This window comes from Microbacterium sp. NPDC055665 (assembly GCF_053618035.1).
Genome location: NZ_JBSHGY010000001.1, coordinates 120,297 through 134,114, shown reverse-complemented (window position 1 = coordinate 134,114; position 13,818 = coordinate 120,297). Strand labels below are relative to the sequence as shown.

The window sequence follows — 13,818 nt, the reverse complement described above, 5'->3', positions numbered from 1 at the left end:
CGGCCTCAGCCTACGCGGGCTGGAGACCGATCGCGACATCACTCGGGCGCACCGGCTCGGGAAGAACCGTGGTGCCCATCAGGAAGCGATCGACGTTCGCGGCGGCCGCGCGCCCCTCGGCGATGGCCCAGACGATGAGCGACTGCCCACGTCCTGCGTCGCCGGCGACGAACACGCCGGGCACCGTCGACTCGTAGCTGGAGTCGCGACGGAAAGCACCACGGTCGCTGACCTGAGGAAGCGTCTCCTCCGTGTATCCGTCCTGCTCCGGACCGGTGAACCCCATGGCGATCAGGATCAGGTCGGCCGGGATCTCGCGCTCGGTGCCGCTCTTGGGCACGCGACGGCCGTCGATGTACTCGGTCTCGGCCACGCGCAGTGCGCGGACCTCGCCCACCTCGTTGCCGAGGAACTCGACGGTCGAGGCGAGGAAGACCCGCTCGCCGCCTTCCTCGTGCGCCGAGGAGACCTCGAAGAGCGTCGGCATCATCGGCCACGGCTGGTGGTCGGGACGCGCGTCTCCCGGCTGCTTGCCGATCGCGAGGTTGGTGACGCTGAGCGCGCCCTGACGGTGCGCGGTGCCGATGCAGTCGGCTCCGGTGTCGCCGCCGCCGATCACGATGACGTGCTTGCCTTCGGCTGAGATCTGGTCGGGGACCTTGTCGCCGGCAACCGCGTGGTTGGACTCGACCAGGTACTCCATCGCGAAGTGGACCCCGTCGAGGTCGCGTCCGGGGATCGCGAGGTCACGCGGCACGGTCGAGCCGGTCGCGATGACGACCGCGTCGTAGCGCGCCCGCAGGTCGGCCCACGAGATGTCCTTGCCGATCTCGACCCCCGCGCGGAAGCGGGTGCCCTCCTCCTGCATCTGACGCAGGCGCGACTCGAGCTGCGACTTCTCCATCTTGAAGTCCGGGATGCCGTAGCGGAGCAGTCCGCCGATGCGGTCATCGCGCTCGAAGACGGCCACGGTGTGACCGGCGCGGGTCAGCTGCTGAGCGGCGGCGAGACCCGCGGGCCCCGAGCCGACGACCGCGACCGTCTTGCCGGTCAGGCGCTCCGGCGGCTCCGCCTCGACCCAGCCCTTCGCGAAGGCCTCGTCGATGATCGAGACCTCGATCTGCTTGATCGTCACGGCGGGCTGGTTGATGCCGAGCACGCACGAGCTTTCGCACGGTGCGGGGCACAGGCGCCCCGTGAACTCCGGGAAGTTGTTCGTCGCGTGCAGCCGCTCGATCGCCTCGCGACCCTCGCCACGCCACGTCAGGTCGTTCCACTCGGGGATCAGGTTTCCCAGCGGGCAGCCCTGGTGGCAGAACGGCACGCCGCAATCCATGCAGCGACCGGCCTGGCGACGCAGCACCTGCTTGTCGCCGGGCTCATAGACCTCTTTCCAGTCCATGATGCGCACGGGCACGGGACGACGGGCGGGAAGCTCCCGCTCGGTCACCTTCAGAAAGCCTTTGGGGTCAGCCACCGGTCACCTCCAGGATGCGGTTCCACACGATGTCGCCGTCGGGGTCGATCCCCTCGGCCAGCGCCTCCTCGCGCATGCTCCGCACGGCGGCGAAGTCACGAGGCAGCACCTTCACGAACTCTGCAGCGGTCTGTTCGAACCCCTCGAGCAGCGCGGATGCTCGCGGCGAGGCCGTGCGTTCGACGTGCGCGACCAGCAGGCTGCGCAGCACCTCGAGGTCGGCACGGTCGAGCGGTTCGAGCAGGAGCTCTCCGCTGCCGAGCGACTGCGCGTTCACCTTGCTGGTGTCGAGCGCGTGAACGTAGGCCACTCCCCCGGACATCCCGGCGCCGAAGTTGCGTCCGGTCGAGCCCAGGATCACGGCGAGCCCGCCGGTCATGTACTCCAGCGCGTGGTCGCCCACCCCCTCGACGACAGCGGTCGCACCCGAGTTGCGGACGAGGAACCGCTCGCCGACGACACCAGAGATGAACATCGTCCCGGAGGTCGCACCGTACCCGATCACGTTGCCGGCGATCACGTTCTCGTGCGGAGCGATCGCGGAACCGCGCGGCGGACGGATCGTGATGTCGCCGCCCGAGAGTCCCTTGCCGACGTAGTCGTTCGCGTCGCCCTCCAGGCGCAGCACGATCCCCGGCGGGAGGAAGGCTCCGAGCGACTGTCCGGCCGTGCCGTGAAGCGTGACGTCGATGGTGCCCTCGGGCAGACCGGCGGCGCCGTGCCGCGAAGTCACCTGATGGCCCAGCATGGTGCCGACCGCACGCTCGGTGTTGGCGATGGGAAGCTCGACCACGACGGGGTCGCCGTTGAGCAGCGCCCCCTTCGCGATGTCGATCAGCTGCACGTCGAAGTGCTTCTCGAGCTCGTGATCCTGCGTGCGGCCGCTGCGACGCGGCTCGCCCGCCGGGAACACCGGGCCTTCGAGCACGGGCGTCAGGTCGAGGCCCTCGGCCTTCCAGTGCTCGACCGCGGCGTTCACCTCGATGAGGTCGGCACGGCCGATGATCTCGTCGAGCGAGCGGTAGCCGAGCTCCGCGAGCAGCTCCCGCACCTCTTCGGCGATGAACTCCATGAAGTTGACGACGAACTCCGGCTTGCCGGTGAACCGCTCACGCAGCACCGGGTTCTGGGTCGCGACGCCCACAGGGCACGTGTCGAGGTGGCAGACGCGCATCATGATGCAGCCGCTGACGACGAGCGGAGCCGTGGCGAAGCCGAACTCCTCCGCACCCAGCAGAGCGCCGATGATCACATCGCGGCCGGTCTTGAGCTGGCCGTCGACCTGCACCACGACGCGGTCGCGCATGCCGTTGAGCATGAGCGTCTGCTGCGTCTCGGCGAGACCGAGCTCCCACGGCGTTCCCGCGTGCTTGAGCGAGTTCAACGGGCTCGCACCCGTGCCGCCGTCGTGGCCGGAGACCAGGATGACGTCACTGAGCGCCTTGGCCACACCCGCCGACACCGCACCGATGCCCGACTGGCTCACGAGCTTCGTGTGGATGCGCGCCTCGGGGTTCGCCCGCTTCAGGTCGAAGATCAGCTGCTTGAGGTCTTCGATCGAGTAGATGTCGTGGTGCGGCGGCGGCGAGATGAGCCCCACACCGGCGGTTGCGTGACGGGTGCGCGCCACCCACGGATACACCTTGGTCGGAGGCAGCTGACCGCCCTCGCCGGGCTTGGCGCCCTGGGCGAGCTTGATCTGGATGTCGTCCGACTCGGTGAGGTACAGGCTGGTCACGCCGAAGCGTCCGGAGGCCACCTGCTTGATCGAGCTGCGGCGCTGCGGGTCGAGCAGCCGATCCGGATCCTCGCCGCCCTCGCCGGTGTTCGACTTACCGCCGATGCTGTTCATCGCGATCGCGAGCGTCTCGTGCGCCTCGCGCGAGATGGAGCCGTAGCTCATCGCGCCCGTGGAGAAGCGCTTGACGATGGCGGAGACGGGCTCGACCTCGTCCAGGGGCACGGGCTTGCGGGTACCGGTGCGCAGCTGGAACAGGCCGCGCAGCGTCTTCAGTTCGGCAGCCTGCTCGTCGACGAGCTTCGTGTACTCGCGGAAGATGTCGTAGCGCCGGGTGCGGGTCGAGTGCTGCAGCTTGAACACCGTCTCCGGGTTGAAGAGGTGCGGGGAGCCGTCGCGCCGCCACTGGTACTCGCCGCCGGTCCACAGACGCTCGTGCGCGCGGGCAGCGGCATCCTCCGGGTAGGCGTAGTCGTGACGCGCCTGGTTCTCGGCGAAGATCTCTTCGATGCCGATGCCGCCGAGCTTGGACTCGGTGCGCGTGAAGTAGGCGTCGATGAACTCCTGGCTGAGACCGATCGCCTCGAACACCTGGGCCCCGGCATACGAAGACACCGTGGAGATGCCCATCTTCGACATGATCTTGAGCACACCCTTGCCGAGCGCGTAGATCAGGTTCTTGACTGCCTTCTCCGGAGAGATCCCGGTGATGTAGCCGGTGCGCACCAGGTGCTCGACCGATTCCATCGCCAGGTACGGGTTGACGGCGGAGGCGCCGTAGCCGATCAGCGTCGCGACGTGGTGCACCTCGCGCACATCGCCGGCTTCGACGATCAGGCCGACCTTCATCCGGTTCTCACGCCGGATGAGGTGGTGGTGGATCGCGGAGACCATGAGCAGCGACGGGATCGGCGTCAGGTCCTTGTTCGAGTCCCGGTCCGACAGGATGATGAACTCGGTGCCGTTCTCGATCGCCTCGTCGACCTCCGCGCACATCTCGGTGAGCCGGTCCTGCAGCGTCTGCGGGCCCGCGTCGAAGTGGTACAGACCGCGGATCGTCGCACTCGACCGACCGGGCATGGCCTTGTCGATGTGACGGATCTTCGCGAGCTCGTCGTTGTCGATCACGGGGAAGTCGAGCGAGACGGTGCGCGTGTGCTCCGGACCCCAGGAGAGCAGGTTGCTCTCGGGGCCGAGACCCAGCTTGAGGCTTGTGACGACCTCTTCGCGGATCGAGTCCAGCGGCGGGTTCGTGACCTGCGCGAACTGCTGCGTGAAGTAGTCGAACAGCAGTCGCGGACGCTTGCTGAGCACGGCGATCGGCGTGTCGGAGCCCATCGCGCCGAGCGGCTCGACACCGGTCTGCCCCATCGGCGTGAGGAGGATGCGGACCTCTTCCTCGGTGTATCCGAAGGTGCGCTGACGACGGGTGATCGATGCCGGAGGGTGCACGATGTGCTCGCGCTCGGGGAGCTCCGCGAGTCGCACGGCACCGGCGTCCAGCCACTCCTGCCACGGGTGCATCGTGGCGAGGTCGTGCTTGATCTCGCTGTCTTCGACGATGCGACGCTGCGAGGTGTCGACCAGGAACATCTTCCCGGGCTGCAGGCGTCCGCGACGCTTGATGCGCTCGGGCTCGAACTGCAGCACGCCGGTCTCGGAGCCGATCACGACCAGGCCGTCGGTCGTCTCGGTCCAGCGCCCGGGGCGGAGGCCGTTGCGGTCGAGCGTGGCGCCGACGAGGGTGCCGTCGGTGAAGATGAGGGCTGCCGGACCGTCCCACGGCTCCATCTGGTTGGAGTGGTACTCGTAGAACGAACGCAGCTCCGGCGTGATGTCGGCCTGCTTCTCGTACGCCTCCGGGACCATCATCATGATGGCGTGCGGCAGGCTCCGGCCCGTGAGGGTCAGCAGTTCCAGGACCTCGTCGAACGACGCGGAGTCGCTGGCGCCGTCGGTGCAGATCGGGAGCAGCGGCGCGATGTCGCCGAGCAGTTCGGACTCGAGCTGCGACTGCCGGGCGCGCATCCAGTTGCGGTTTCCGCCGACCGTGTTGATCTCGCCGTTGTGGGCGAGCATCCGCAGCGGCTGTGCGAGCGGCCACGACGGGAACGTGTTGGTCGAGTAACGGGAGTGCACGACGGCCAGCTCGGACGCGAAGCGCTCATCCTGCAGGTCGGGGTAGAACGGCTCGAGCTGCAGGGTCGTGACCATGCCCTTGTACCCGAGCGTGCGTGCCGAGAGCGAGACGAAGTAGGCGCCGAGCTCGTGGCCGGCGCGCTTGCGCAGCCGGTAGGCGACCCGGTCGAGGGCGATGCCCGTGACCGGTGCATCGGTGTGGGTCGCTCCGCCGGCGCTGACGAACAGCTGCTCGAAGGCGGGACGCGCCTCATCGGCGAGCTTGCCGAGGTTCTCGTTGGCGGTGGGGACCTCGCGCCAGCCGAGAACGCGGAGTCCCTCGGAACGGGCGATCTTCTCGATCCCGGCCTTCTGCTGGCGGCGCTCGCTCGAATCGCGAGGCAGGAAGGCCAACCCAGCGGCGTACTCCCCCACGGGCGGCAGTTCGAAGCCGACGACTGCGCGGAGGAATGCATCGGGCATCTGCGTCAGGATGCCGGCGCCGTCCCCGGTGCCCGCGTCGGAGCCGATGGCTCCGCGGTGCTCCAGGTTGCGCAGGGCCTCGAGGGCCAACGCGATGATGTCGTGCCCGGCTTCGCCGCGCAGGGTCGCGACCATGGCGAGGCCGCAGGCGTCCTTTTCGAACGCCGGGTTGTACATGCCCTGCTTCGGGGGGTAGGCGCCGGACGCGCCGTAGGGTGGCTGGAAGTACACCAGTTACCGTCCTCAGATCTTCAGTGAAACCCGGGGACGACGTCGGCCCGCTCGTTCAGTGCAATGGTTCTCCCGCCACGAGGTGGCGTTGTTATCGGGAGCCGTCCTCGCTCGTGGAAGCAGTGCTTGTGGCAGTGGCTCCTGCGGTGACTTCCTCGGTCGGAGGCTCGCTCACGTCCACGAAGTCAGAGGGATTGTTCTGCGATTGTACATCAGCGTCGGCGTCGACCTTCTCGCGGCCAGGCTGGTAGGGCGACGGCTCGAGACCGGGGTGACGACGCGTCTGCACGACGAGGATCACGAGTCCGACGACGACGCCGATGATCGCGGCCCAGACGTTGCTGCGCAGCCCCAGGATGATCTCGCTCGGATCGATGCGGATCGACTCCCAGACGATGCGACCGGCGCTGTACCAGATGAGGTAGATCGCGAACAGGCGGCCCCACTGGAAGAAGAGCTTGCGACCGAGCCACAGGAGCACCAGCACGCCCAGGCCGTTCCAGATCACCTCGTACAGGAAGGTCGGATGGAACAGCGTGCCTTCCGGCAGGCCCGCCGGGAATGCCGAGTTCGTCGACTCGATCTCCAGCCCCCACGGCAGGTCGGTGGGAAGGCCGAAGAGCTCGTGGTTGAACCAGTTGCCGAAGCGGCCCATGGCCTGAGCCAGCAGCAGACCCGGCGCCAGAGCGTCGGCGAATGTCCAGAAGCGGATGCCCGTCCAGCGGCAGCCGAGGTAGGCGCCGATCGCCCCACCGATGAGGGCACCGAAGATCGCGATCCCGCCCTCCCAGATGGCCCACACCGAGCCGGGCTCGAACGGGTTCCAGGTGTTCTTGCCCTCACCGAAGTAGAAGTTCGGGTGGGTCAGCACGTGGAAGATGCGGGCACCGATGATGGCCAGCGGCACCGCGAGGATCGAGATGTCGATCACGACCCACGGCTCCGCTCCACGCTTGGTGAGGCGGTGATTGGTCAGGATCGTCGCCGCGATGATGCCCGCGATGATGCACAGCGCGTAGAAGTGGATCCGTACGGGTCCGAGGTCGAAGTACGACACCGGAGGGCTCGGGATGCTGGCGAGCACGCTGGTGACGGTGCTGGGGAACGCGAGTGACATGAGTGCGATTCTAGTTCTCGGTATCGGGGCGGGCCGACGAGGTGCCGGCAGCCAGGCTTCGGGTGACCTCGGCGAGGGCGGGGACGCCGCCGTCACGGAGGGCGCGGACCAGTGCGGTTCCGACGATCGCGCCGTCGGCGTACTCGGACACTCCGGCGATCTGCTCGGCGGTGGAGATGCCGATGCCCACACAGGCGCGGTGAGCCCCGTGCGCGCGGAGGCGGCCGACCAGGGTACGGGCGGCGCGGTCGAGTTCGGCGCGCTCCCCCGTGATCCCCATGGTCGAGACGGTGTAGACGAAGCCGGTGGACGACTTCACGACGAGTTCGAGGCGCTCGTCGGAGGAGGTGGGGGCTGCGAGGAACACGCGGTCGAGACCCGTCCGCTCGCTGGCCGCGATCCACTCCCCTGCCGCTTCCGGCGTGATGTCGGGCGTGATGAGCCCCGCGCCACCCGCGGCGAGCAGGTCGTCGGCATAGCGGTCGACCCCGTACTGCATGACCGGGTTCCAGTACGTCATCACGAGCACCGGAACGTCGGTCGCGGCCGTGATCTCACGGATCGCCGTGAACAGGTCGGCCATCCGGAACCCCGCAGCGAGTGCCTTGGTGGTCGCCTCCTGGATGATCGCGCCGTCCATCACCGGGTCGCTGTAGGGCGGGCCCAGCTCGATGATGTCGACGCCGTTCTCGGCCAGGGCGATGGCGGCCTGGATGCTCGTCTGAAGATCGGGGAACCCGACGGGAAGGTAGCCGACGAAGGCGCTGCGACCGGCATCCTGTGCGCGCTGGATCGCCTGTTCGACGCGACTCATAGCTGCGGCTCCCCCTTCGAGGCCGTGTCTTCGGCCTCGCTCTCCTCGGCGACATCGTGCGCGAGAGCGGCTTCGTCGTAGAGCTCGAAGTAGCGCGCAGCCGTGTCCATGTCCTTGTCCCCGCGGCCGGAGAGGCAGATCGCGATGAGTCCGTCCGGGCCGAGCTCGCGCCCGATCCGCAGAGCGCCGGCGAGGGCGTGGGCCGACTCGATGGCCGGGATGATGCCCTCGGTGCGGCTGAGCAGTCGCAGCGCCTGCATCGCCTCGTCATCGGTAGCCGGGATGTACTCGGCGCGGCCGATGTCGGCGAGCCACGAGTGCTCGGGTCCGACGCCCGGGTAGTCGAGGCCGGCGGAGATCGAGTGCGACTCGATGGTCTGGCCGTCTTCGTCCTGCAGCACGTAGGTCTTGGCGCCGTGCAGCACTCCCGGTCGCCCGCGCTCGATCGACGCGGCGTGCTTCTCGGTGTCGACGCCGTCGCCGGCCGCCTCCACGCCGTAGAGCTTGACGCCCTCGTCGTCGAGGAACGCGTCGAACATGCCGATCGCGTTGGAACCGCCGCCCACACAGGCGACGACCGCATCCGGAAGCCGACCGACCTCGTCGAGCAGCTGCGCGCGGGCCTCTTCGCCGATGATCTTCTGGAAGTCGCGGACCATCGCCGGGAACGGGTGCGGTCCGGCGGCGGTGCCGAAGATGTAGTTGGTGGTCTCGACCGACGCCACCCAGTCGCGGTAGGCGTCGTTGATCGCGTCTTTCAGAGTGCGCGAACCGGAGGTCACCGGGACCACCTCCGCGCCGAGCAGGCGCATGCGGGCGACGTTGAGCGCCTGACGCTCCGTGTCGACCTCGCCCATGTAGATCGTGCAGTCCAGGCCGAAGAGCGCCGCGGCGGTCGCCGTGGCGACACCGTGCTGTCCGGCACCGGTCTCGGCGATCACGCGGGTCTTGCCGAGCCGCTTGGTGAGCAGCGCCTGGCCGAGCACGTTGTTGATCTTGTGGGACCCCGTGTGGTTCAGGTCTTCACGCTTGAGGAAGACGCGCGCACCTCCGGCGTGCTCGGCGAACCGCGGCACCTCGGTGATCGCCGACGGGCGGCCCGCGTACGAGCTCAGAAGGTGTGCGAGCTCGTCCCGGAAGGCTGGATCGGCGATCGCCTCCTCGTACGCGACGGTCAGCTCGTCGATCGCGGCGATGAGCGACTCGGGCATGTAGCGCCCGCCGAACTCGCCGAAGAAGGGGCCGTGCTGATCGCGCAGGCTCATCATGCCTCCAGGAAACTCTTGAGGGTGGCGACGGGATCGCCGGTCACGAGTGCCTCGCCGATCAGGACGACGTCGGCACCGGCGGAGCGGTAGTGCACGACGTCGGCGGGCGTGAGCACCGCGGATTCGGCGATCTTGACCGCGGTCTCCGGGATGCGCTCGACCAGGCGTCCGAAGAGGTCGCGGTCGAGCTCGAGGGTCTTCAGATCGCGCGCGTTCACACCGATCAGCGGCGCCCCCAGGTCGATCGCGGCTTCGAGCTCGTCGGCCGAATGCGTCTCGACGAGCGGCGTCATGCCCAGCTCGCCGATGAATCCGAACAGGTCGCGGAGGACATCGGGTTCGAGGCCGGCGACGATCAGCAGCACCAGATCGGCACCCGCAGCGCGAGCTTCGAGCACCTGATAGCGGGTGGCGATGAAGTCCTTGCGCAGCACCGGCAGCGAGACGCGGGCCGTGACGGCCTCGAGGTCGGCCAGGCTGCCGCCGAAGCGACGTTCCTCGGTCAGCACGCTGATCGCGGAGGCGCCTCCCGTCTCGTAGAGGGATGCCTGGAGAGCAGGGTCGGGGATCTCGGCGAGTGCACCGCGTGAGGGGCTCGCGCGCTTGACCTCCGCGATGATCTTGACCCGGTCGGTGGGAGCGAGGAACGAAAGGGCGTCCTTGGCGGCGGGGCGCGCGAGTGCTGCCCGCTCGACGGCCTCCAGCGGGCGCGACAGAGCGCGACGCTCAGCGTCTGCGACTGCGCCGGCCGTCAGGTCGGCGAGGACCATTAGTGCGCCTTCGGAGCGTACTTCGGACCCTTCACGCCGTAGCCGGCCTTGGCCAGTGCCCAGCCCACGATCGCACCGATCGGGACGAGCGCGACCGAGATGATCACGAGGGTGGGCTGCTCGAAGCAGAATGCGACGGTGGCGGCGGCGACGCCGACCAGCATGATCACGACGGCGGTCCAGGCTGCAGGCGAGTGTCCGTGGCCGGGGTCGGCGATCGGGTTTGTCATGTTCTCCTCCGGGGGGACGACGTGCAGTTCGAAATCAGTCTATCGGGGTCAACGCGTCGGATCGGTTCCGCGGGACAGCTCGTCCCAGGAATCGACCGCGTCCACGGGCCCGTCATGGGCAGCCTCGACGTGGTCGGTGCGGTAGCGTCGCCCACCGGCCTTCCACCCCCGCCAGGTCGTGAGGACCACCACGGATGCGGCGAGCAGGATCACCCATCCGACGAGGGCGATGTACGGCCAGGCCGAGGGGACGATGCTCGTGACGACCTCGTGGACCGCACCGCCACCGGCGAGCCCCGTGACCTCGGTGACGGTCGCGGCGACGGCGTCGAAGGGCTCGGTCAGGAGCAGCTGGACGGTCGACCAGCCGAGGAACAGCGCCGTCGCAGCCGCCAGCACGCCGAAGATGAGGCGCACGACCTTGCCGGAGATGGCGAGGGCCGCTCCGAGGGCGAGCACCGCGAGGCTGAGGGGGGCGAGCAGCACCAGAGCTGACGCCCCAGGAACCAGAATCGCCTCGCCCGCATCCGCACGCTCGACCGTCAGCCAGGTCTGGGTAGACGAGATGATGCCGATCGCGCCGGCGAGCAGGAAGCCGGAGACGGAGAGCGACCGACCGCGCTGTGCGAAGGTCATGCCTGAGCCGTCCCGGTCGTCGCCTCGAGGTCGGTCGTGTCGAAACAGGTGCGCGTGCCGGTGTGGCAGGCGGGGCCGGTCTGGGCGACCAGGAGCAGGATGGCATCGCCGTCGCAGTCGAGGCGCGCCTCGTGTACCACCTGGATATGCCCGGATGTGTCGCCCTTGCGCCAGTACTCCTGGCGGGACCGCGACCAGTACGTGGCCCGCCCCGACGTCAGCGTGCGCCGCAGCGCCTCGGCATCCACCCACGCGAGCATCAGCACCTCGTGCGTGTCGAACTGCTGCACGATCACCGGTGCCAGTCCGTCGGCATTGAATGCGACCTGCGCGATGCGCTCTTCCACGGAAGTCATCGGACCACCACTCCCTCTGCGCGAAGGGCGTCCTTGACGTCGCCGACGGTGAGTGCCCCCGTGTGGAAGACGCTCGCCGCGAGGACGGCATCGGCCCCGGCCTTGATGGCAGGAGCGAAGTCGGACACCTGACCTGCACCGCCCGAAGCGATGACGGGAACGGAGGCCGCTTCCCGCATGAGCCGCACGAGCTCGAGGTCGAAGCCGTCGCGCGTGCCGTCGGCATCGATCGAGTTCACCAGGAGCTCGCCGGCCCCTCGTTCGACGGCCTCTCGTGCCCAGGCGACCGCGTCGAGGGTGGTCTGCGTGCGACCGCCGTGCGTGGTGACGACGAAGCCGGAGGGCGTGGTCCCCGCCCGCTTCACGTCGAGCGACAGGACGAGCACCTGCGCGCCGAAGCGGTCGGCGATCTCTCCGATCAGCTCGGGGCGCGCGATGGCGGCCGAGTTCACTCCGACCTTGTCGGCGCCGACCGAGAGGAGCCGCGCGACGTCTTCGGCACTGCGCACTCCCCCGCCGACCGTCAGCGGCACGAAGACCTGCTCCGCCGTGCGCTGCACGACGTCATAGGTCGTGGCACGGGCGTCGACCGTTGCCGTCACATCGAGGAACGTGATCTCGTCGGCGCCCTGCGCCGCATAGTGCCTGGCGAGTTCGACCGGGTCGCCCATGTCACGCAGGTTCTCGAAGTTCACGCCCTTGACCACACGGCCCTCGGCGACATCCAGACACGGGATGACACGGCTGGCGAGTGTCATCAGAGCCTCGCGTTGTGGATGGCGGTGACGAGGATGGCGCGAGCGCCGAGCGCGTAGAGCGCGTCCATGACAGGGTTGACCCGCGTGCGCGCGACCATGACGCGCACGGCCACCCATTCCGGATCCCGCAGCGGTGAGACGGTCGGCGACTCGACGCCACCGGCGATCTTCACGGCTTCGTCGAGCAGAGCCACCGGCAGGTCGTAATCGATCATGACGAAACGTCGAGCCACCATGACGCCGCGAAGCCGGCGCAGAAGCGTGTCGGCGCCCTCGGCATCGGCGGGACCCGCGATGAGCACGGCCTCCGACTGCAGGATGACCGGACCGAAGACCTCGAGCCCGGCCTGACGGAGTGTGGTGCCCGTCTCGACGACATCGGCCACCGCGTCGGCGACACCGAGACGGACGGCCGACTCGACCGCTCCGTCGAGCGGAACCAGGTCTACGGCGATGTCGCGTTCGTCGAGGAACGCGTCGACCAATCCGGGATAGGAGGTGGCGATGCGCAACCCGTCGAGCTCGGTCACGTCGGTGTAGCGGCCAGTGGGTGCCGCGAAGCGGAACGTGGAGCCGGCGAACCCGAGCGCCTCGATCTCGCGTGCGCCCGGCATGCGGGCGTCGAGCAGCAGGTCACGACCGGTGATGCCCACATCGATCGCGCCGGAGCCGACATAGGTCGCGATGTCCTTGGGACGGAGGAAGAAGAACTCGACGTCGTTCTCGGCGTCGATGACATGGAGGGTCTTGGGGTCGCGGCGGCCCGCATAACCCGCCTCGGCGAGCATGTCGGCGGCAGTCTCGGAGAGCGAGCCCTTGTTGGGAACGGCGATGCGCAGCATGGAGTGCTTTCAGTTCGAGAGGAGAGGAACGGAGCGCATCACAGATGTCGGTAGACGTCTTGCAGGCTGAGGCCCTTCGCGAGCATCATCACCTGGACGTGATAGAGCAGCTGCGAGATCTCTTCGGCGGCGGCCTCATCGGACTCGTACTCCGACGCCATCCACACCTCGGCGGCCTCTTCGACGATCTTCTTGCCGATCGTGTGCACGCCGCCGTCGAGCTCGGCGACCGTGCCCGATCCTTCGGGACGGGTCTCGGCCTTGACGCTGAGCTCGGCGAACAGCTCGTCGAAAGTCTTCACGCTTCCAGGCTACCGGCTCGGGCGAGGTCTCTCAGCCGGGTGACGGCCGCTTCGATGTCGTCGGCGCCGTACACGGCCGAACCGGCCACGAAGGTGTCGGCCCCGGCGGCGGCGGCGTACTCGATCGTGCTGTCCGAGATTCCGCCGTCGACCTGGAGCCAGACGGACGAGCCGCGCCGACGAGCCTCCTCGGCGAGGGACCGGAGCTTCGGCATCGTCTCGGGCATGAAGCTCTGTCCCCCGAATCCGGGCTCGACCGTCATCACGAGGATCTGATCGAACTCGTCGAGCACCTCGAACAGCGACTCGACCGGGGTCCCCGGCTTCACGGCGACGCCGGCACGGGAGCCGATGTCGCGCAGTCGACGGGCGAGGGCAACGGGATCGGCGGCCGCCTCGAGGTGGAACGTGACGCTCGCCGCTCCGATCTCGGCATACTCCGGTGCCCAGCGCTCCGGATCGGTGATCATCAGGTGCACGTCGAGCGGGATGGGGCTGGTCGCCTGGATGCGCTCGACCATCTGCGGCCCGAACGTCAGGTTCGGGACGAAGTGGTTGTCCATCACGTCGACGTGCGCGAAGTCCGCTGTCGCGATGCGGGCGAGATCCGCCTGCATGTTCACGAAGTCGGCGGCGAGGATGCTGGGGTTGATGCGCGGTGCGCGAGGCAGATCCACG

13 protein-coding genes are annotated in these 13,818 nt (G+C 68.5%); all 13 read right to left on the bottom strand.

Features of this window, described 5'->3' with window-relative positions:
- Window positions 1–10: 10 nt before the first annotated feature.
- Window positions 11–1,477, bottom strand: coding sequence for a glutamate synthase subunit beta (locus ACWGO6_RS00635; RefSeq protein ID WP_136043930.1), 1,467 nt, complete (start codon window positions 1,475–1,477; stop codon window positions 11–13).
- Entirely contained in the window at window positions 1,470–5,993 is a 4,524-nt protein-coding gene (gene gltB / locus ACWGO6_RS00630; RefSeq protein WP_136044051.1) for a glutamate synthase large subunit, read from the bottom strand. Before gltB ends, ACWGO6_RS00635 begins: the two co-directional genes overlap by 8 nt.
- 145 nt (window positions 5,994–6,138) lie before the next feature.
- Window positions 6,139–7,164 (bottom strand): prolipoprotein diacylglyceryl transferase, encoded by a 1,026-nt coding sequence (lgt, locus tag ACWGO6_RS00625; RefSeq protein WP_452325581.1) that lies wholly within the window; start codon window positions 7,162–7,164, stop codon window positions 6,139–6,141.
- Between the two features lie 10 nt (window positions 7,165–7,174).
- Entirely contained in the window at window positions 7,175–7,978 is an 804-nt protein-coding gene (gene trpA / locus ACWGO6_RS00620; RefSeq protein WP_452325580.1) for a tryptophan synthase subunit alpha, read from the bottom strand.
- Window positions 7,975–9,243, bottom strand: coding sequence for a tryptophan synthase subunit beta (gene trpB / locus ACWGO6_RS00615; RefSeq protein WP_452326097.1), 1,269 nt, complete (start codon window positions 9,241–9,243; stop codon window positions 7,975–7,977). The genes trpA and trpB overlap by 4 nt, the downstream gene beginning before the upstream one ends.
- A complete protein-coding gene (gene trpC / locus ACWGO6_RS00610) occupies window positions 9,243–10,016 on the bottom strand; it encodes an indole-3-glycerol phosphate synthase TrpC (protein ID WP_452325579.1) in 774 nt (257 codons plus the stop codon). Before trpC ends, trpB begins: the two co-directional genes overlap by 1 nt.
- Complete coding sequence (locus tag ACWGO6_RS00605; RefSeq protein WP_136043934.1) at window positions 10,016–10,246, bottom strand: HGxxPAAW family protein; 231 nt, start codon at window positions 10,244–10,246, stop codon at window positions 10,016–10,018. Before ACWGO6_RS00605 ends, trpC begins: the two co-directional genes overlap by 1 nt.
- Window positions 10,247–10,294: 48 nt before the next feature.
- Window positions 10,295–10,882, bottom strand: a complete 588-nt coding sequence (locus tag ACWGO6_RS00600) for a Trp biosynthesis-associated membrane protein (protein WP_452325578.1) — start codon at window positions 10,880–10,882, stop codon at window positions 10,295–10,297.
- Window positions 10,879–11,238, bottom strand: a complete 360-nt coding sequence (gene hisI, locus ACWGO6_RS00595) for a phosphoribosyl-AMP cyclohydrolase (protein WP_136043936.1) — start codon at window positions 11,236–11,238, stop codon at window positions 10,879–10,881. Before hisI ends, ACWGO6_RS00600 begins: the two co-directional genes overlap by 4 nt.
- On the bottom strand, window positions 11,235–11,996 hold the full coding sequence (hisF, locus tag ACWGO6_RS00590) for an imidazole glycerol phosphate synthase subunit HisF (protein ID WP_136043937.1): 762 nt from the start codon (window positions 11,994–11,996) through the stop codon (window positions 11,235–11,237). Before hisF ends, hisI begins: the two co-directional genes overlap by 4 nt.
- A complete protein-coding gene (gene hisG / locus ACWGO6_RS00585; RefSeq protein WP_136043938.1) occupies window positions 11,996–12,838 on the bottom strand; it encodes an ATP phosphoribosyltransferase in 843 nt (280 codons plus the stop codon). Before hisG ends, hisF begins: the two co-directional genes overlap by 1 nt.
- Window positions 12,839–12,876: 38 nt before the next feature.
- On the bottom strand, window positions 12,877–13,140 hold the full coding sequence (locus ACWGO6_RS00580; RefSeq protein WP_017202142.1) for a phosphoribosyl-ATP diphosphatase: 264 nt from the start codon (window positions 13,138–13,140) through the stop codon (window positions 12,877–12,879).
- Window positions 13,137–13,817, bottom strand: coding sequence for a ribulose-phosphate 3-epimerase (gene rpe / locus ACWGO6_RS00575; protein ID WP_136043939.1), 681 nt, complete (start codon window positions 13,815–13,817; stop codon window positions 13,137–13,139). The genes ACWGO6_RS00580 and rpe overlap by 4 nt, the downstream gene beginning before the upstream one ends.
- Window position 13,818 lies beyond the last annotated feature (1 nt).